The sequence below is a fragment of the Micromonospora sp. SYSU B005 genome (genome assembly GCF_055362685.1).
This window is the reverse complement of the sequence record NZ_JAXCFU010000002.1, coordinates 385,962-405,061: the sequence shown is the minus strand read 5'-3', so window position 1 is coordinate 405,061 and position 19,100 is coordinate 385,962. Positions and strand designations below refer to the sequence as shown.

Annotated in this window: 17 protein-coding genes; 3 read left to right on the top strand and 14 right to left on the bottom strand. The window is 75.1% G+C overall.

Going from position 1 to position 19,100, the window contains the following annotated elements:
* Positions 1–26 precede the first annotated feature (26 nt).
* From egtC to SM452_RS07065, 5 genes are all read right to left on the bottom strand, one after another.
* Entirely contained in the window at positions 27–773 is a 747-nt protein-coding gene (egtC, locus tag SM452_RS07085) for an ergothioneine biosynthesis protein EgtC (RefSeq protein ID WP_262011672.1), read from the bottom strand.
* Positions 774–782: 9 nt separating this feature from the next.
* Positions 783–2,090: an ergothioneine biosynthesis protein EgtB gene (gene egtB, locus SM452_RS07080; RefSeq protein WP_135240362.1), complete on the bottom strand. Its 1,308-nt coding sequence runs from the start codon at positions 2,088–2,090 to the stop codon at positions 783–785.
* On the bottom strand, positions 2,087–3,322 hold the full coding sequence (gene egtA / locus SM452_RS07075) for an ergothioneine biosynthesis glutamate--cysteine ligase EgtA (RefSeq protein WP_355511908.1): 1,236 nt from the start codon (positions 3,320–3,322) through the stop codon (positions 2,087–2,089). Before egtA ends, egtB begins: the two co-directional genes overlap by 4 nt.
* Positions 3,323–3,477: 155 nt before the next feature.
* Positions 3,478–4,221, bottom strand: a complete 744-nt coding sequence (locus tag SM452_RS07070; protein ID WP_463839537.1) for a hypothetical protein — start codon at positions 4,219–4,221, stop codon at positions 3,478–3,480.
* 19 nt (positions 4,222–4,240) lie between these two features.
* Entirely contained in the window at positions 4,241–4,876 is a 636-nt protein-coding gene (locus SM452_RS07065) for an RNA polymerase sigma factor (protein WP_262011675.1), read from the bottom strand.
* Between the two features lie 499 nt (positions 4,877–5,375).
* On the opposite strand from SM452_RS07065, the gene SM452_RS07060 reads away from it, so the two are divergent.
* Positions 5,376–6,755, top strand: a complete 1,380-nt coding sequence (locus SM452_RS07060) for a serine/threonine-protein kinase (RefSeq protein ID WP_463839536.1) — start codon at positions 5,376–5,378, stop codon at positions 6,753–6,755.
* 61 nt (positions 6,756–6,816) lie between these two features.
* Here the strand turns inward: SM452_RS07060 and SM452_RS07055 are convergent, their stop codons facing one another.
* From SM452_RS07055 to SM452_RS07035, 5 genes are all read right to left on the bottom strand, one after another.
* Entirely contained in the window at positions 6,817–9,297 is a 2,481-nt protein-coding gene (locus SM452_RS07055) for an ABC transporter permease (protein WP_463839535.1), read from the bottom strand.
* Positions 9,298–9,302: 5 nt separating this feature from the next.
* The gene (locus SM452_RS07050) at positions 9,303–10,067 is read right to left on the bottom strand and encodes an ABC transporter ATP-binding protein (protein WP_262011678.1); all 765 of its coding nucleotides are present in this window, start codon (positions 10,065–10,067) and stop codon (positions 9,303–9,305) included.
* Between the two features lie 148 nt (positions 10,068–10,215).
* Entirely contained in the window at positions 10,216–10,881 is a 666-nt protein-coding gene (locus SM452_RS07045; protein WP_349876853.1) for a response regulator transcription factor, read from the bottom strand.
* Positions 10,878–12,092: a sensor histidine kinase gene (locus SM452_RS07040; RefSeq protein ID WP_355511916.1), complete on the bottom strand. Its 1,215-nt coding sequence runs from the start codon at positions 12,090–12,092 to the stop codon at positions 10,878–10,880. The genes SM452_RS07045 and SM452_RS07040 overlap by 4 nt, the downstream gene beginning before the upstream one ends.
* A gap of 50 nt (positions 12,093–12,142) precedes the next feature.
* Positions 12,143–12,838 (bottom strand): DUF305 domain-containing protein, encoded by a 696-nt coding sequence (locus SM452_RS07035; protein WP_262011681.1) that lies wholly within the window; start codon positions 12,836–12,838, stop codon positions 12,143–12,145.
* 138 nt (positions 12,839–12,976) lie between these two features.
* On the opposite strand from SM452_RS07035, the gene SM452_RS07030 reads away from it, so the two are divergent.
* Positions 12,977–14,428: an LVIVD repeat-containing protein gene (locus SM452_RS07030; RefSeq protein ID WP_194799303.1), complete on the top strand. Its 1,452-nt coding sequence runs from the start codon at positions 12,977–12,979 to the stop codon at positions 14,426–14,428.
* 71 nt (positions 14,429–14,499) lie between these two features.
* On the opposite strand, the gene SM452_RS07025 is transcribed toward SM452_RS07030, so the two are convergent.
* From SM452_RS07025 to SM452_RS07015, 3 genes are read right to left on the bottom strand one after another with little or no spacing between them, the layout of a single operon-like run.
* Complete coding sequence (locus SM452_RS07025) at positions 14,500–14,892, bottom strand: VOC family protein (protein ID WP_262011682.1); 393 nt, start codon at positions 14,890–14,892, stop codon at positions 14,500–14,502.
* A gap of 40 nt (positions 14,893–14,932) precedes the next feature.
* Positions 14,933–15,925, bottom strand: coding sequence for a carcinine hydrolase/isopenicillin-N N-acyltransferase family protein (locus SM452_RS07020; protein WP_355511920.1), 993 nt, complete (start codon positions 15,923–15,925; stop codon positions 14,933–14,935).
* Positions 15,926–15,973: 48 nt separating this feature from the next.
* Positions 15,974–16,447, bottom strand: coding sequence for a DUF1203 domain-containing protein (locus SM452_RS07015; protein ID WP_262011684.1), 474 nt, complete (start codon positions 16,445–16,447; stop codon positions 15,974–15,976).
* A gap of 122 nt (positions 16,448–16,569) precedes the next feature.
* On the opposite strand from SM452_RS07015, the gene SM452_RS07010 reads away from it, so the two are divergent.
* Positions 16,570–17,445 carry a transglutaminase domain-containing protein gene (locus tag SM452_RS07010; RefSeq protein WP_463839534.1) on the top strand — a complete coding sequence of 292 codons (876 nt, stop codon included), beginning with the start codon at positions 16,570–16,572 and terminating at the stop codon, positions 17,443–17,445.
* A 40-nt stretch (positions 17,446–17,485) separates the two neighbouring features.
* Here the strand turns inward: SM452_RS07010 and SM452_RS07005 are convergent, their stop codons facing one another.
* On the bottom strand, positions 17,486–19,096 hold the full coding sequence (locus tag SM452_RS07005; protein WP_355511924.1) for an asparagine synthetase B family protein: 1,611 nt from the start codon (positions 19,094–19,096) through the stop codon (positions 17,486–17,488).
* Positions 19,097–19,100: the final 4 nt, after the last annotated feature.

The window sequence follows — 19,100 nt, the reverse complement described above, 5'->3', positions numbered from 1 at the left end:
TCCTCTCTTGCGGTGGGTACGGATCGTCAGGCGGCGGTCGTGTCCCGCACGTCGAGCCCGCCCGTGGTCGCCACCACGAGCCGGCCGTCCGGCACGGCCCGCCAGGCCGGGTCGTCGTCGAACGGTTCGGACGCCAGCAGCACCGAGTCCGGGCCGCGGCGCACCGACAGCGCGTGCCCGGCCGTGCTCGCCACCACCGTCGTACCGTCGGTGAGCAGCAGGTTCAGCCGCGAGCCGGGAGCGGCGGCGGTCACCGCCGCGACGGTGTCCGCCACCGCCTCGTCCGGCGGCGCGCCGGCCCGCAGCCGGTGCCGGACCAGCGCCCACAGCAGCGCCGAGTCGGTCGGCACGTCCAGGGTGATCAGGTCGCGGACGGGCAGGCCGGCGGCGAGCGGGACCAGGCTGTCCGGCCAGCCCCGCACCACGCCGTTGTGGCTGAACAGCCACCGCCCCTCGGCGAAGGGGGCGGCGGCGGTCTCGTGCAGCGGCATGCCGACGGTGGCGGAGCGGACCGCGGCCAGCACCGCCCGCACCCGCGTCACGGCGGCCAGTTCCGGCAGCGTGGTGTCGCTCCACATCGGCTGGGCCCGCCGGTAACGGACCGGGTCGCCGTCGCCGGGATACCAGGCGACGCCGAAACCGTCGGCGTTCACCGTGCCGCCGCCGCGCATGTCACGCGGCGCCCACGACTGGCGCAGCAGCCCGTACGGCGGGTCGAACAGCAGGCTGCCCAGGAGCACGGGTGGACCGAGGTACGCGAGGTGACGGCACATCGGGCCGGCTCACTCCTCCGGTCCGGCGTCACGGGCGCAGCGGAAACCGCTGAAGATCTGCCGCCGGATCGGGTAGTCCCAGTTGCGGAACGTACCCCGGCAGGCGGACCGGTCGGTGCCGAACGAGCCGCCCCGCAGCACCCGGTGGTCGTCGCCGAAGAAGACCTCCGAGTACTCCCGGTACGGGAACGCGGTGAAGCCCGGGTGACCCCGGAACGGCGAGGAGGTCCACTCCCACACGTCGCCGACGAGCTGGTGCACGCCCAGCGGCGAGGCGCCCGCCGGGTACGCGCCCACCGGCGCCGGCCACAGGTGCCGCTGCCCCAGGTTGGCGTGCTCGGTGCCCGGGTCCTCGTCGCCCCACGGATAGCGGCGGGACCGGCCGGTCGCCGGATCCCAGCGGGCCGCCTTCTCCCACTCCGCCTCGGTGGGCAGCCGCTTGCCGGCCCACGCCGCGTACGCCTGCGCCTCGTACCAGCAGACGTGCACCACCGGCTCGTCGTCGCGTACCGGCGACCAGCGGCCGAACCGGCGGTACGCCCACCCGTCCCCGTCGCGCCGCCAGTGCATCGGCGCGCTCAGGTCCGCCTCGACGCGGTGCCGCCAGCCCGCCTCGCTCCACCAGCGCGGCTCGTCGTACCCGCCGTCGGCGATGAACGCCCGGTACTGACCGTTCGTCACCGGCGCGGCGTCGATGACGTACGCGGGCAGGTCGACGGTGTGCGCCGGGCGCTCGTTGTCCAGCGCCCACGGGTCGGTGGAGGTGCCCATGGTGAACGGCCCGGCCGGAACCCGTACCTCCCCGCCGACCCGGGCCCGGGGCTCCGGCGGGGGCGGCGCGTCCAGCACCGGGGCGCCGGCGCGCAGCTGGTGGGTGGCGAGCATGGTCTCGTCGTGCTGCTGCTCGTGCTGCACGATCATGCCGAACGCGAACCCGTCGGCGACGAGCGGACGCTCGGTGAAGCGGATGCCGTCGAGCAGGTCGAACACCTTGTCGCGGACCGTACGCACGTAGGCACGGGCCTCGGCCGGCGGCAGCAGCGGCAGCGCCGGGCGGTCCTTGCGGGGCTGCTTGAACGCGTCGTAGAGGTCGTCGATGTCGTGGCGTACCGGTTCGCGGCCGCCGACGTCGCGGACCAGCCACAGCTCCTCCTGGTTGCCGACGTGCGCCAGGTCCCAGACCAGCGGCGACATCAGCGTGGAGTGCTGCCGGACCAGGTCGTCGTCGTCCACCGCGTCGGTCAGCAGCGCGGTACGGGCCCGGGTCCGCTCCAGTTCCGCGGCGATCCGGTCGCGTAGTCGCTCGGTGGTGGTCACCGGTGTCCCCTCTCCGCGGCGGCGCGGTGCCGCCGGATCGCTCGGTCGGTCTCGTCGTGGATGCCCTCGGGCAGGCCGAGCCTCGGCAGGGCCGTCAGGGCCAGGTCGAACAGCGCCGCCGCGGCGCTCGCCAGCGGACGCTCGGCCAGCCCGCACCGGGCCGCCGCGCGCCACCGGTCGGCGACCGGGCCGGCCGCCGCCAGCGCGTCCCGGGTGGTGGCCGGGTCGGTGAAGAGCGACGTGAGCACCGCCAGCGGCACCGTCCACGCCGGGCCGGGCTGGGTGTCCAGGTAGCGCAGCTCCAGGTAGCCGCGCGGGCGGACCGGCGGGAACAGCGTGCTGAGGTGGTATTCCAGGTCGCCGGTGGTGGGCGGGCGGGGCAGCGCCCCGGCCAGCCAGTCGGCGAACGTGACACCGGGCGGCGCGGTCCAGTCGGGGCCGTCGCCACGTACGCACAGCAGCGGCGCGGCGAGCGCGTACCGGGTCCAGGTCGCCACCGGATCGTCGTCGGCGCGCTCGGGCGACCACACCGGACGGGTCCGGGCCGGGTCGATGGCCAGCCAGGTGGCCATCCGGGCGGAGGCCCAGCCGGTGCGGCGGCCCGCGTGCCGGTCGGCGGTGGCGAAGGCGGCGAGCAGCGGCGGGCCGACGGCGTGCGCGGCGGCCCAGCGCTGTGCCAGGTGCTCCGGCTCGCCCGCGTCCAGGCAGACCTGGAGCCCGGCCGTGCTGTACATCATCGCCCGTCCCGCCGGGCCACGCCGGTCGAAGGCGCAGCGCATGGCCCGGTAGCGCGGGGTCTCCACGACGGGCCGGGGAAGGCGCCACGGGTCGATGCCGCTGCGGCCGAGCACCAGGCCGGCGCCGTCCAGCCGGGCCCGCAGCTCGGCGACGTCGGCCTCGGTGGCCAGGATGAGGGCGCCGACCGACGATCGGGGCGTCGCGGAGATCTCCACCTGCCCGCCGGGCTCCACGGTCACGGCGCCGCCGTGCCGGAGCTCGTCGGCCGGGCTGGTGGGGTCGAGGGTCACCGGGCTGTGCCGCCCCAGCGCCTCGCGTAGTCGCTCGCGGTCGACCGGCCGGGCCGGGTCCGCGGCGTCGTGCACGGTCCATTCCAGTTCGACGCCGACGAGTGCGGGTGGCCCGGTCTTGAAGCAGATCCGGGCGAGGTGGCCGCGGGCCGCCTCCTCGTCCCCCAGGACGACTGCGCGGTCCAGGTCCGGCGACATCACCATGGAACGGCTCCTCCTCGGCGATGGGCGACGACGTCGTCGCGACGCGCCCGGCCGGGACGGCACGGGACGCCGCCCCACCATCCTCTGTCTAGCAGACGAGATCCGCTTGCCCGGAGAGATGAATTTTTGTCCGGAATCTGATTGCGCCGCGGCGCTCAGTCGTCCGCTTCCCGGCCCGGGGGCTCGGGCTCCGGCGCGTCGTCCGGGCCCTCCGGCGACGCGCCCACAAGGTTGCGGCAGTAGCTCTCCACCTGCTCGGGGCCGCCGGCGGCGGCCACCAGGTCGGCGAAGCCCGGCTTGGTGAGCGCCTTCTCCCGCTGTCGTTCCGGCTTGGCCAGGTAGGCGCGGCAGTGGCCGGCCAGGCTCGCCCCGCCGGCCGGGGGCGCGGACGGCCGGGCCTTGGCGCTCGGCGTACCGGACGGGGCCGGAGCCGGTGGGGACACCGCGCCGGACGCGTCACCGGCCGGGGTGCTCGGCGCCGGCCGGGACGGCCCGGTGACGGCGGGGCCGGTGCCCGTCGGTCCGGCGTCGGTCGGCCCGGCCGTCGTCGCGGGCGGCACCACCGGCTCGGGGTCGTGGTCCAGGCGCACGGCGGCGAACGCCACCCCGGCGACGGCGGTGGCGGCGAGCCCGGCCAGCGCGGCGGCGATCCGCAGGCGCCGACGCGGGCGCGGCGCGATCACCGGCGCCGGCGCGGTCCCGGCGCGGGCCGCCCGGAAGGCGGCGAGCGTCTGCTCCTCCCCGGCGACCTCGTCCGGGCCGGCCGGGCCGGCCGCGGCGGACAGCAGCCGGGTCAGCGGGTCGGTGTCGGCGCCCGGCGGCGTGCCGGCGCGCGCGGCGTCGAGCAGCCGGTCGGACTCCGTACGGTCGGCGGGCCCGCCGGACCGGCGAGCGTGCATGCCGTCGTCTCCCCTCACGTCAGCCCTCCGCCGGCTCGGCCTCGGGCGCGTGCGGCACCTGGCGCTCGGTCCGGGGACGCGGCGCGACGGCGTCCCGGGTGTCCTCCGGCGCGGCCTGCGCCGCCGAGCGCTCCAGCAGCGCGGCGAGCCGGCGCAGGCCGCGGTGCGCGGCGGTGCGCACCGCGCCGGCCCGCCGGCCCAGCACCCGCCCGGCGGTCTCCGCGTCCAGGCCGATGACGGCCCGCAGCATCACCGCCTCGGCCTCGGCCGGCGGCAGCGTACGGATCAGCGCGAGCGCGCTCTCGGTGGCGATGGCCTCACCGGCCCGGTCGGCGGTGTCGACGTCGGCGGCCAGGTCGTTGAGGGCCTGCACCGGCACCGGCACGGAGGGCCGCCGCCGCTGCCGGCGCAGATGGTCCATGGCCCGGTTGCGGGCGATGGTGACCACCCAGGCGCGGAACTCGCCGCCGGTGAACGACGGCAGGTCGCGGGAGATCTGGAGCCACGCCTCCGAGGCCACGTCCTCGGCGTCGGCGCCGACGAGGGCGGTCAGGTAGCGCAGCAGCGCGGGTTGCAGGCTGCGGTAGAGGAACCGGAACGCCTCCTCGTCCCCCGCCTGCGCCGCGGCGACCGCCTCGTTCAGTTCGGCCGTCACGCGCGCCGCCCCAGCCGGATGACGCCCCGGAGCCGGTCAACGGGTGCCAGGGACCACACCGCCATCCGCACTCGGCCCCCCGGTGAGCTGAATCAGGCACCCGCACGAGGGTGCGGAGCGCCGTGGACACTGCCGCGCGGCACGGGCGTCGGCGGGACATACCGTACCGGCGTCCGGGGGCGGCCGGGAGTCGGGCCGACGCCGGTGCGGGCGGGTCGCGTCGGCAAGCCTCCGCACGGCGGAGAAACAGAGAGAAATGTCTACCTGCGTCACCGGCGTGTCGGGGTAACACGGACGGCGGTCGCGACGCTCCCCGGGTCGGATCCCCGCCGGGGCGGCGGGCCGCGAGAGCGGGGGGCGCGTCACTTTCTGGCCGATCGTACCGGGTCGATCACGATCAGCCGATCGGCGTCCCGGGTGCCGGACACCCGGCCGAACGGCCCGCCCGGACCGGCCACGGATATCGCGGGAAATACTTCGCGCCTGCTGTGGGTACGGTATGGGGGTGCTGTCCTCAGACGTCGTACTCAGCGGTCGGTACCGCCTGGATGACCGTGTCGCCACCGGCGGCATGGGCGACGTCTGGCGTGCCACCGACCTTGTCCTCGGCCGCCCGGTCGCGGTGAAGGTGCTGCTTCCCGCCCTGGTGTCCGACCCCGACTTCATCGCCCGGTTCCGTTCCGAGGCGCGGATCATGGCCTCGCTGCGCCACCCCGGCGTGGTCCAGGTCTTCGACTGCGGCGAGGACGACCTGCCCGGCGGCGGCCGGGCCGACTACCTGGTGATGGAGTTCGTCGCCGGTGAGCCACTGTCGCGGCGGATCGAGACCGCCGGACAGCTCGAGGTCGCCGAGACCATGTCGATCGTGGCGCAGGTGGCGCAGGCGCTGCACGCGGCGCACGGCCGCGGCATCGTGCACCGGGACGTGAAGCCGAGCAACCTGCTCGTGCAGGACGACGGCACCGTGGTCCTGGTCGACTTCGGGGTGGCCCGGTCGACGAACGTCACGAGCATCACCAGCACGAACGCGGTGCCCGGCACCGCCCTCTACATGGCGCCGGAGCAGGCCGCCGGCCGGCCCGTCTCGGGCGCCACCGACGTGTACGCGCTCGGCGCCGTCGCGTACTGCTGCCTCACCGGCAGCCCGCCGTTCACCGGCGACAACCCGCTCCAGGTGGCCGTACGCCATCTCGACGACGAGCCGCCGGAGCTGCCGGCGGAGATCCCGGCGTCGGTGCGGGAGCTGGTCTCCCGCGCGCTGGCCAAGGACCCGGCCGACCGTTACCCGAGTGCCGCGGCGATGGCCGACGCGGCACGGGCCGCGCGTAACGACTCGCCGACCGCGACGGTGGCGCTGCGCGGCGCGGCGGGCTCGGCGCGGTCCCGCGACGACCAGCCTGCGGTCCGCCCGGGCGCCGCGGTGGCGACGTCGCGGCGGCGGGGCCGGCGCGGCACGCTCGTCGGGGCGCTGGGCGCGGTGCTGGTGGCGATGGGCGCGCTGGGCGCGCTCGTGGCCGCCGCCAACGACACCGCCGAACCGGCCACGAAGATCGACAAGACCGCGCCCGCGGTGGCGCCGAGCGACCCGGCCGCGGAGCCGGTCGTCGAGGAGCCGTCGGCGGGCGACGAGTACACCTACCGTCCGGTCGGCCCGGGCGGTCGGCCGTCGGCCACGCCCTCGGTGACGCCGAGCACCTCGGCGACCCCGTCGGCGCAGCCGAGCGTCACCGACGAGCCGGCCCCGTCGGCCGAGCCGAGCAGCACGCCGTCGAGCTTGCCGACGACGACGGAGCCGGTCACGCCGACGACGACCCCACCGAGCACTCCGCCGACCGAAGGCGGCGGTGACACCGGCGGGCAGCCGGCCACCCAGCCCTGACCCACCACGAGCCGGCCCCGCCCACGGCGGAGCCGGCTCGTCCGTGTCCGGGCGGCGGTGCTCAGTCCGCGCCGAGCGACGCCACCACCGGCCGGGACAGCGCCCGGCGGGCCGGCAGGACCGAGGCGAGCAGCGCGGCCACCACCGCCACCGCGACGATCAGCCCGATCCGCGCCCAGGGCAGCACCAGCGTGAAGTCGCCGCCGATGCGGGCCACCACTGCCATCGCCCCGGCCGCCGCCCCGGTGCCGAGCGCGATGCCGAGCAGCGTGCCGACGAGCGCGGTGAGCACCGCCTCGACCGCCAGTACGCCCCGCATCCCGGCCCGGCTCAGCCCGACCGCGCGCAGCACCGCAGTCTCCCGGGTGCGTTCCACCACCGACAGGCTGAGCGTGTTGGCGACCCCGACCAGCGAGATCACCACGGCCAGGCCGAGCAGCGCGGTGACGAACCCCAGCACCATGTCGACGGTGCCGGTGAGCATCTTCTTGTACGCGGCCTGGTCCATCACGTTCACCGTCGGATAACGGGCCAGCACCGACTCGACGGCGGTCCGGGCGGCGTCGACACCCACCCCGGGGGCCGGGTCCACCTCGGCCAGGTAGCCGCGCTCGGTGGGGAACATGGCGGTGAAGTCGGTGTCCAGCACGTCCACCAGGTGGCCGGCGGGCACCGGGCTGCCGGCCAGGACCGGCTCCTCGTCGGCCACCACCGCGACGACCCGGAACGGGCGGCCCGCCAGCGTGATCGTGGAGCCGGCCGTCCAGCCCCGCGCCGCGGCCAGCTCGCGGTGCACCAGCACCGAACCCGGGCCCAGGTCCGCCGGGTCACCGGCGTCCACCGCGGACAGCGTGCGCCGGACCAGCGCCGGATGCGAGGCGCGCAGCTGCACGTCGCCGACCACCCGGCTGCGCTGCTCGTGCACCACACCCAGCTCCGGGCGGGCGGCCAGGTCGTCGGCGACGGTGGCCGGCAGGTCGCCGCCGATACCGGTGACCAGGAAGTCCACCCCGATCCGGGCGTCCACCGCGCGTTCGATGCCGGACTTGACGCTCGCGGCGCCGACCACGAACGCGGACACCAGCCCGATGCCGATCACCATGGCCGTCGCGGTGGCGGCGACCCGGCGCGGGTTGCGTACCGCGTTCGACACGGCCAGCCCGCCGGTGGCGCCGAACGCCGCGCGGAACGGCCCGCCGAGCACCCGTACCAGGGCCGGCACCAGCACCGGGCCGAATGCCACGATGCCGCCGAAGGCCAGCAACGCGCCGGCTGCGACCAGCACCACCTGGCCGGTGGCTCCCGCGCCGGCCAGCGCCGCCACACCGGCGGCGAGCGCCAGCGCGCCGACCGCCAGCCGGACCCGCCCGGCCGGGCGTACCGGGTTGATCGCCGCGTCGGTGAGCGCGGCCACCGGGGCGACCCGGGTGCCCTGCCAGGCCGGCAGCGCGGCCGACGCCACGGTGAGCAGCGTCCCCAGCCCCAGCGAGAGCAGCAGCGTCCGCGGGGTCAGGGTGAGCCCGCTGCCGAGCGGCGCGCCGGTGCCGGCGAGCAGGACGCCGAGGCCGCCGGCCACCGCCGCGCCGGCCAGCACCCCGGCCGCGGAGGCGAGCAGGCCGGTCACCGCCGCCTCGGACAGCGTGGCCCGGTAGATCTGTCCCCGGGTGGCGCCGACCAGGCGCAGCAGCGCGGTACGCCGGGAGCGCTGGGCGAGCACGATGGCGAAGGTGTTGGCGATCACGAAGCCGGCCACCACCACCGCCACCGCCGCGAACGTGCCCAGCAGCATGCCGAACTGCCGCAGGTCGCGGACCGCGTCGTCGACTGCGGCGTCGAGGATGGCATCGCGGTCCCGGACCGTCACGTCCGGTCCCACCACGGCGCGGATCCGGTCGGCCAGCGCGGCCGTGTCCACCCCGGGCCGCGCCGCCACCATGATCCGGCCGTACCCCTTCTCGCCGCCGACGGTGAGCGCGTCCGGTCCGGTCAACCCGATGTACGGGCCGCCGACGTCGCGGGAGCTGCCGTCCACGTCGACGGTGCCGACCAGGGTGTACGGGCGGGCCGCGCCGTCCTGCCCGCCGATCGACACCGGCCCGCCGACGGTGAAGCGCTGCTCGGCGACGGTCTCGTCGTCGAGCACCACCTCGCCGGGGCGCTGCGGCAGCCGCCCGGCGACCACGTCGTAGGACTGCAGGTCCGTCTCGGTGGGGATCGCGGCGAGCACCGCGTACCCGAGCACGGGACGGCCGTCGCGGCCGACCACCCCGGCGGAGCCGGTCAGCTCGCCCGCGGCGGCGGCCACCCCGTCGACGGCGCGCACCCGGTCCACGAGCGCCGGGGGCAGCGGGTCGGTCTCGGCGTACGCGGCCAGGTCGGTGTGCCTGTCGAACTCACCGGCCCGCTCGTACGCCCCGGCGCGCATGCCGTCGATGAGCATCAGCGTGCCGGCGACGAACGCGACGCCGAGCACGATCGCCAGCGAGGACAGCAGCAGGCGCAGGCCGTCGGCGCGGACCTGGCGCAGGGTCAGGCGCAACATCCCGGTCACCGCCCCGCCGGGGTCACGGCCGGGTCGAGCCGGCTGAGCGCGTCCCGGACCGCGCCGACCGTCGGCGCGTGCAGTTCGTCGACCAGCCGGCCGTCGGCGAGGAAGACCACCCGGTCGGCGTACGCGGCGGCGGCCGGGTCGTGGGTGACCATGACGACGGTCTGGCCGAGCGTGTCGACCGCCTCGCGCAGCAGCCGCAGCACCTCCGCGCCGGAGCGCGAGTCGAGGTTGCCGGTCGGCTCGTCGGCGAAGATCACCCACGGCCGGGTGATCAGGGCGCGGGCCACCGCGACGCGCTGCTGCTGGCCGCCCGACAGCTCCGCCGGGCGGTGTCCGAGGCGATCGGTCAGGCCGACCGCGGCCACCACCTGACGCAGCCAGGTCGGGTCCGGGCGGCGGCCGGCGATGGCCAGCGGGAGGACGACGTTCTCCTCGGCGGTGAGCGTGGGCAGCAGGTTGAACTTCTGGAAGACGAAGCCGATCCGGTCCCGGCGCAGCCGGGTGAGCCGCCGGTCGTCCAGGCCCGTCAGGTCGGCGTCGCCGATGTGGACCGCCCCGGCGGTCGGCCGGTCGAGGCCGGCGAGGCAGTGCAGCAGTGTGGACTTGCCGGAGCCGGAGGGTCCCATCACGGCGGTGAACCGGGCGGCGGCCAGGTCGAGGTCGACGCCGTCGAGCGCGACGACGCGGGACTGGCCGGCGCCGTACTCCTTGCGCAGCGCGCGGGCGGCGAGGGCGACGCCTGTGGTCGGTGGTGCGGACACTGTGGTGCTCCTGTCGGACACGGTCTGAAGACCCTTCCGACGCTAGGTCCGGCACCGCTGAGTCGATCTCCACCTGCGCGCTCGACCTCGGTGCGACCACGGTCGTCCCCCACCGGGGGAACCCGTACGACCTGAGACGTACGGCCGGTCAGCCGCCGGGCGTGACCAGGCCGCTCTCGTACGCCAGCACCACCGCCTGGACCCGGTCGCGGAGCTGGAGCTTGGCCAGGATGCGACCCACGTGGGTCTTCACCGTCGCCTCTGCGACGTGCACCCGGGCGGCGATCTCGGCGTTGGAGAGCCCCTGCGCCACCAGCAGCAGCACCTCGCGCTCCCGCTCGGTGAGCTGGGCCAGCCGGGGGTCGGCGGCCGGCGCGGGACCGAGCTGACCGGCGAACCGGTCGAGCAGCCGCCGGGTGATCGACGGTGCCACCACCGAGTCGCCCTGGGCCACCACCCGGATCGCGGCCATGAGCTCCTCCGGCGGCACGTTCTTGAGCAGGAACCCGCTCGCCCCGGCGCGCAGCGCGGCGAACGCGTCGGCCTCGGTGTCGAACGTGGTGAGCACCAGCACGCGCGGGCCGCCGCCGTCCGGGCGGGCGCAGATCCGCCGGGTCGCCTCCACCCCGTCCATGGTGGGCATGCGCAGGTCCATCACCACCACGTCGGCCTCGACCCGGTCCAGCACCCGCAGCGCGTCCGCGCCGTCGATGGCCTCGCCGACCACCTCCAGGTCCGGCTGGGAGTCGAGCACCATCCGGAACCCGGCCCGCACCAGCATCTGGTCGTCGACGATCATCACCCGCACTGTCACGCCGCCGCGCTCCCTTCCTCGGTGCCGGCGCCCGCCGGCAGTGGCAGCCGCGCCTGTACCCGCCAGCCGCCGGCGAGTGTGGGGCCGGCGGCGAGGCTGCCGTCGTACACCCCGACCCGTTCCCGCATGCCGACCAGGCCGTGCCCGCCGGACGGCGCCGGCCGGACCACCGGAGCGCCGCCGCCGTCGTCGACCGCCCGGACCACGACGGCGTCGGCGGCCCAGTCCAGCGTCAGCTCCACCGACGCGCCGACACCGGCGTGCTTGAGCGCGTTGGTCAGGCTCTCCTGCACCACCCGGTAGACGGTCAGCTCCAGGCCGGGCGGCAGCGCCCGCGGCGTGCCGGTGCCGCCGCAGGTGATCCGCAGCCCGGCGGCGCGGAACCGGTCGAGCAACGCGGGTAACTCCACCAGCGCGGGCCGCCGATGCGCCGGCTCGGCGGCCGGCTGGTCCGCCGGCGCCGGCTCCGGGCGGTCCGGTTCCCGGAGTACGCCGACCAGCCGCCGCATCTCCTCCAGCGCCGCCCGGCCGGTGTCGGCGACCACCTTGGCCGCCTCCCGGGCGGTGGCCGGGTCCCGGTCGAGCGTGAACCGCACCCCGTCGGCCTGCACGATCATCACGGCCATGCTGTGGGCGACCACGTCGTGCAACTCACGGGCGATGCGGGTGCGTTCCTCGGCGACGGCGGCGCGCGCCTCGGCCTCCCGCTCGCGTTCCAGCGTGGCGGCGCGTTCCTCCAGGCTGAGCACGTAGAGCCGGCGGGTCCGCAGGTTCAGTCCGGCCAGGAAGACCGCGCCGACGATCAGGGTGTAGAAGAACGCGCCCATCCACCAGGGACCGGTGCCGGGCGTCTGGAGCGCGGCGAGTACCCCGCCGATCACGGCGACGATCCCGGCGGCGATGCCGTCGCGGAGCCGGTCGGCGTACTTGACCACGCTGTAGAGGGCGATCAGGACGGCGATGTCGTAGCTGAGCGGGCCCCAGCCGGCGATCACCTGGACCAGCGCGAGCGCGGCCACCAGGGCGCCCACGGCCGACGGGTGGGTACGCCGGAGGAACAGCGCCGCCGCCATCGCCAGGCCGACAGCGGTCGCCGGGATCCCGGTCTGCCCGGCGACGAAGCCGGACAGCGCGAAGAACGCGACGAGGCCGCAGACTGCCGCGTCGAACGCGACGCCCCGCAGCGGGCGACCGAGGATCAGGCGGTTCACGATCCCCCAGCCTAGGCCCGCCCCTGCGTCCTCCCCCGCCCGCTCCCAGGTCAGCGGGTCAGGAGGGCCTGCATGCGGCTGATCTCGGCGGACTGCTCGACGGCCACCGAGGTGGCGAACTCCTGCATCGGCTGGTCGACGCCGACCTTCAGCAGGTCGGTGGACATGACGATCGCGCCCCGGTGGTGGTCGGACATCATCTGCACGAACAGCTTGTCGAACTCCGCGCCGCGGGCGTCGGCGAGCCGCCGCATCGCCTCCGGGGACTGCATCCCGCGCATGCTGCCGTGGTCGTGCCCGGGTACGTCGGCGGGCAGGTCGCGCGTGCTGAGCCAGGCCCGCAGCAGGCCGACCTCCGGGCCCTGCGCGGCACGGATCCGGTCGGCCACGGCGCGCACCCGCGCGTCGGCGGCGCGCTCGGGCGCGAGGGCGGCCATCTCCAGGGCCTGCTCGTGGTGCGGGATCATCATCCGGACGTACCAGACGTCGAGGCTGTTCCAGCGCGGCGTGGTGGCGCCCCGGACCTGTTCGGCCGGGCGGGTCGCGGCGGGCTCCCCCGGGCGTCCCGGTACCACCACGGGTGGCGCCGACCCGGCGGCGCTCGCGCTCGGCGCGGCCGCCGCGGCGGTTCCGGCCGCCTCCGGGGCACGGGTTTCCTCGCGCCCGGTCAGCGCCAGTGCGCCGACCACCACAAGGGTCACCAGTGCTGTGACGCCCACCCACACACGCGCCTGCCGGCTGGTCATACGACGCCTCCTCCGGTCAAGGTGACAGCGATCCTATCCATAGACGAAAGTTCCCAAGTGTGACCCAGGTCACATTGATGGCCGTCTCAAATGGGTAAGGTGTGGCGAATCATGACCCCCTTTCGAAGGGCGTTGCCGATGATCAGCCTCCGCACGTCCCGAATCCGGACCGTCAGCCTGGCCGCCGCCGGCCTGCTGCTCGCCGGCGTGTTCACCGCGCCCCCGAGCAGCGCGCAGGAGATCCCCCGCGCCCAGGCGGCCCCGGCCACCGTGGACAACGCCGTCCCCGGTGTCGACGAGATCTCCAGCAGCCCCAACCTGCGCCAGGTGGCGAACCTGCCGAAGCAGGCGCCGTTCGACACCACCGCCGCCCTCGGCACCGACATCGCCTTCCAGGGGCGGTACGCGTTCGTCGGCAACTACGACGGGTTCGTCGTCTACGACGTCTCCCGCCCGAACCGCCCGGCGATCGTGTCCCAGGTGCTCTGCCCCGGCTCGCAGAACGACATCTCGGTCCACGGCGACCTGCTGTTCCTGTCGACCGACTCCTCCCGCAGCGACGACTCCTGCGCCAGCACCACCCAGCCGGCGTCGGTGAAGGAGTCCTGGGAGGGCATCAAGATCTTCGACATCCGGGACAAGCGCAACCCGCGCTACATCAAGTCGGTGGAGACGGCGTGCGGCTCGCACACCCACACCCTGGTGCCCGGCAAGGACAAGCGGAACGTCTACCTGTACGTCTCCTCGTACAGCCCGCGGGCCGAGTTCCCGGACTGCCAGCCGCCGCACGACTCCATCTCCATCGTCAAGGTGCCGGTGAAGAACCCCACCACCGCCTCCGTGGTCGCCACGCCGAACCTGTTCCCGGACGGCGGCTACCCGGGCATCCCGGGTCAGTCGTCGGCCACCACCGGCTGCCACGACATCACCGCGTACCCGTCGAAGGACCTGGCCGCGGGCGCCTGCATGGGTGACGGCATCCTGCTGGACATCAAGAACCGTGAGGCGCCCCGGGTGATCGAGCGGGTCACCGACGCGGAGAACTTCGCGTTCTGGCACTCGGCCACGTTCAACAACGCCGGCACCAAGGTCGTCTTCACCGACGAGCTGGGCGGCGGCGGCGCGGCCACCTGCAACGAGGTGGTCGGTCCGAACCGCGGCGCGGACGCCATCTACGACATCACCGGCCGCGGCGACGCCCGCAAGCTGGAGTTCCGCAGCTACTACAAGATCCCCCGGGTCAACGCCGACACGGAGAACTGCGTGGCCCACAACGGTTCGCTGATCCCGGTGCCCGGCCGCGACATCATGGTCCAGGCCTGGTACCAGGGCGGCATCTCGGTGTGGGACTTCACCGACTCGCGCAAGCCCAAGGAGATCGCCTACTGGGAGCGCGGGCCGCTGGACGCCTCGCAGCTGCGTACCGGCGGGTCGTGGTCGGCCTACTGGTACAACGGCCACATCTACTCCAGCGACATCCAGAAGGGACTGGACGTGCTGGAGCTGCGTGACCCGCGTACCTGGCTGGCGCAGTTCCTGCTGGTGCCCGAGCTGAACGTGCAGACCCAGGCCGGTTACCTGAGCTGGTGACCCGCTGACCGTCGCCGGGCCCGGTGCTCCCCCTCGCGGGGACGCCGGGCCCGTCGCGGTCCGCGCACCCGTCACGCCTCGTAGGAGATGAACTCCAGGAGGCTCCCGTCGGGGTCGCGGAAGTAGACACTCGTCCCGGGGCCGCCGGCGCCGAACCGCGGGACCGGCCCCGTCTCCACCTCGACGCCGTGACGGCGCAGGTGCGCCACCGCCGCGTCGACCGGGCCGTCCCAGACGAGACAGACGTCGCTGTTGCCGGGGCGGACGGGCAGGCGGGCGACGTTGCCGGCGAGGTCCGTCCCCGGCCCGTGCACGCTGAGCTGGGTGGGCCCGATCCGGAACGCGACGCGCTCGCCGCCGACGCCGATCACCTCGGCGCCGACCACGTCGCGATAGAAGTCGGTGGCGACCCGCCAGTCCGAGACGGCGATCACGACGTGGTCCAGCCGGGTCACGGGCGTCATCGTCCGACAGTAACTCCGGCGCGGACCGCAGGCGCCCTGGTCAGCTCATCGGCAGCCGGTAGTCGCGGGTGCCGCCGCCGGCCGTGACCACCCGCACCTCGCCGCTGCGCAGACCGTACGTCACCGACCAGCGGGTGTGCGACTGGCGTACCGCGTTCAGCAGCCGCAGCGCCCCGGCCGCGTCTACCACCCCGCCGGCGCGGTCCAGCTCCTTCGCCAGCACCCCGTACCGGTGGTCCTGGCGCAGCTCGCGGTCCGGCACGCCGACGGCGGGCACGTTGGTCAGCGCCTGCCACGGGCCCTGCCGCCGGTCCACGGAGAGCTTCCCGTCGACGAACTCCACCACGGCGGACGCGCCCGTCGCGTCGGCCAGCAGGTAGTGCAGCGGCGGGCCGCCGTCGAAGTCGAGGTTGTAGCGCCGGAAGACGGCGACCGCCTCGTCCACGGTGGCGGCCGAGTCGAGCACCAGGCGCAGGATGCGCACCGAGCCCACCTTCGGCAGTCCCGGCACCGGCTCGGCGCGCGCACCGTCGTCGGCGGCCAGCCCGACCGCGAGACCCCGCTCGTTCATGCCGTCGAACGGCAGCAGCGGCGCGTCCAGCAGCCGCCGGTCCCCGGTCGGGTCGGCGGACACGCCCAGGTACGAGATGTCGACCAGCGAGATCGAGGCGTACCCGTCCGGCGGGTCGGTGCGCAGCACCAGCGCGGGATTGGGCTCCCAGTCGAAGTTGCGGGCGAACAGCGGGCGCTCCCGGTCGGCGAGCGCGGCGAACAGCGAGCAGCCGAACGGGCTCGGCGGCGTGGACCCGGCCAGCCCGGCGGTCGGGTCGTAGTCGCCGTCGTACGTCATCTCGTACATCGGCAGGTCGTCGATCTTGCGGAGGCTGGCCAGGGTCCGCTCGACCTGCCCCGGATCCTGCCGGGACGCGGTCGGTGAGCCGGCCGCGGCCGGCGGGCCGGACCGGCGGCTCTCCCCGCAGGCCGTGGCGAGCAGGAGCAGCGCGAGCCCGCCGGCGATGAGGGTCCTCCGCATGACAGCGACGCTAGAAGAGGCGTGCGCCGATGTCCATCCGGGACTCGGTCAGCTCCGCACGACCGCGAACATCCAGCAGCCGTACACCACGTTGCGACTGTGCAGCTGGTCCACCGCCGGATCGGCGAACAGCTCCGCGAGCACCGCCTCCGGATCGCCGCCGTCGTGTCGCCGTCCGCCCACGATGCGGCCCCGGCTGTCGTACGCGCGCAGCACCTGCTCCCGTCCGCGCCACTGGACCGGGTACGCCGTCACGTCGTCCGGGCCGGCGCATTCGGTGGCGTGCGCGAACACCGGCCCCACCTCGCGGTACGGGCCCGGCGGCAGCGGCGGGGCGTACCCGAACAGCAGCAGCGCCTCGTCCGGGCGGGCGTCGCGCAGGCAGCAGCGCAGCGGCTCGCCGCCGGTGGCGCGCCGGTGCTCGGGTGGCTGCCCGGTGGCGTCGCGGCCGGTGCGCCGTAGCTCGGCGAGCGTCCCGGCGGGCAGCGGGCGGATTCCGAACGCGGTACGGGTGGTCGTCACGGTCCCAGCCTGGCGCGGCCCCGGCCGCAGCGCTGGCGGTGATCGGACCTGGCGTTCGGGCACCGCGAGATTGCGCGCCGAGCGGGCACCCGCCGGCCGCGTCCCGCGCCGACAATGACCGGATGGACGTCGACGACTACCGGACCCACTCCCCGTACAGCGATCCCCGCCACCACGCGGCACTGCTCGACACTGTGCCGGCCGACCTGCCCACCGTCGCGGCGACCGCCCGCAACGTGATCGTCCACTACCGCGCCGGCGGCGTGGAGCTGCCGGACGTCCGCCAGGCCGAGGTGAACCTGCGCTGGCTGGACCGCATCCTCGACACCGACCAGTCCCGGTTCCCGCTGCCGCTGACCACCGAGCGCCCGGCCGCCGAGCGGGTCGCCGGCTGCTGCCGGGACCACACGCTGTTCACCGTCGCGGCACTGCGCCGGCACGGGATCCCGGCGCGCAGCCGGGTCGGGTTCGTGAGCTACTTCGCCCCGGACTGGCACCACGACCACGTGCTGGCGGAGTGGTGGAACGGCGAGCGCTGGGTCTGGTCCGACCCGGAGCTCGACCCGGCCGCCGACCGGCCGTTCGACGGCTACGACATCGACCCGGAGGCGGGGCACTTCGAGTCGGCGGCCCGGGTGTGGCTGGCGTACCGGGCGGGCCGGATCGACCCGGACACCTACGGCGTCGACCCGTCGCTGCCGATCCGGGGCGACTGGCTCATCCACGACTACGTGCTGCTGGAACTGGCCCACCGGCACAAGGACGAGGTGCTGCTCTGGGACGGGTTCGGGGCGATGACCGAGGACCTGACCGGCGCCGATCTCACCCTCGTCGACGAGGTCGCCGCGCTGCTGGTGGCGGCCGACCGCGGCGACGCCGCCGCCGAGCGGGAGCTGGCCCGGCGGTACGCCTCGGACGCCCGGTTGCGTCCGGGCCCGACGGTGCACTGCATGGACCCGGTCTCCGGCGTGACCGTCGACGTGGACCTGCGGCGCTGACCCACCGTCGCGCACCGACCGGCCGGACGAGGCCGCGGGCTCACCCGGGCAGGGGCGCCTCGTCGCCTCGGGTGCGACGCGGGTTGACCAGCCGGCGGACCATCGGGGCGGCGTTCCAGCGGGCCGCGCCGACCAGGTCCCGGGCGTGTTCGAGCACTGTGTAGTCGGGCCGGGCGATGCCCTCGGCGATGGCCCGGTCGAGGTCGTTGCCGCAGCGGGTGAGCACGCTGTCGAAGTCCCGGCGCACCGGTTCGAGCAGGTCGTAGCCGAAGGAGCGGTGCAGCCGGGCGAACAGCGGCTTGTAGAGGCGGGCCCGTTCGTGCAGCCCCGACGAGTACGACATCGGGTTCTTCGGCCGCTGCCGCACGTAGGAGGGCAGCAGGTCGGCGAAGGCCCGCCGGACGATCCACTTCTCCTGCCCGTCGCGCAGTTTCACGTCCAGCGGCAGCCGCATGGCCAGCTCGACGACGCTGAGGTCGAGGAACGGCACCCGGGCCTCCACGCCGTGCGCCATGCTGGCCCGGTCCACCCGCTGCAGCTCGGTCCGGCACAGGTTGCGGATCTTGTGCAGGAACAGCCGGCGGGACCGCTCCGGCCCGACCCGGTGGTACATCGGGTACCCGCCGAACAACTCGTCGGAGCCGTCGCCGGTGAGCACCACCCGGACGCCCAGCTCGCGCAGCCGCCGGAAGATCGGCACCGAGACGACCGCGTTGATGATGTCGCCGTACTCGGTCAGCTCGGAGATCCGGATCGCCTCGCGGACGTCGGCGAGCCGGATGTCACGCGGGCGTAGCTCGATCACCTCGTGCGGTACGCCGAGGTCGGCGGCGAGCCGCCGGGCGTACGCGACGTCCGGGCTCTCCGGCACGCCGATGGTGACCGCCACGCAGTCCGGGTGCAGTTCCCGGGCGTGCAGCAGCGCCAGCGAGCTGTCCAGACCGCCGGAGAGCACCACGCCGACGGTGAGGTCGGTGTCCAGCCGGGCGCGCATCGCGTCGGTCAGCGCGACGCGGACCAGCAGGGCCGCCTCGTCCGGGTCGTCGATCACCGGCAGGCCGTCGCCGAGGGTGAGCAGGTCGACGTGCGGGCCGAGCCGGACCGGGCGGCCGGGCTCGACCCAGCCGTGGTGCCCGGGTGCCACCTCGCCGATCGGCGCGCCGTGCCCGACCAGCGCCTTGACCTCGGAGGCGAGGTGCAGGCAGCCGGGCAGGCGGGACCAGTACAGCGGCTTGACGCCGAGCGGGTCGCGGGCCAGGTACGCCCGGCCGCTGTCGCGCTCGACGATGACGAACGCGTACTCGCCGCGCAGCCGCCGGACCGCGTTCTCGCCCCACTGGTGGAACGCGGTGAGCACCACCTCGGTGTCGCCTGTGGTGCGGAACCGGTGCCCGAGCCGGGTCAGCTCGGCGCGCAGCTCGTGGTGGTTGAAGACCTCGCCGTTGAAGCAGAGCAGGTGCCGCTCGTCCGGTGACATCCACGGCTGCACGGATCGTTCCCGGTCCACGATCTTCAGCCGCCGTACGCCGGCGAGCAGGCTGTGTTCCTGCCGGCTCTCGGTGACCTCACCGCGCGGTGCGAGCGCGGCGAGCATCCGCCGGAAGGTGGCCGGATCCGCCTCGGGGCCGATGCTCAGCGCGATGCCGCACACCGGG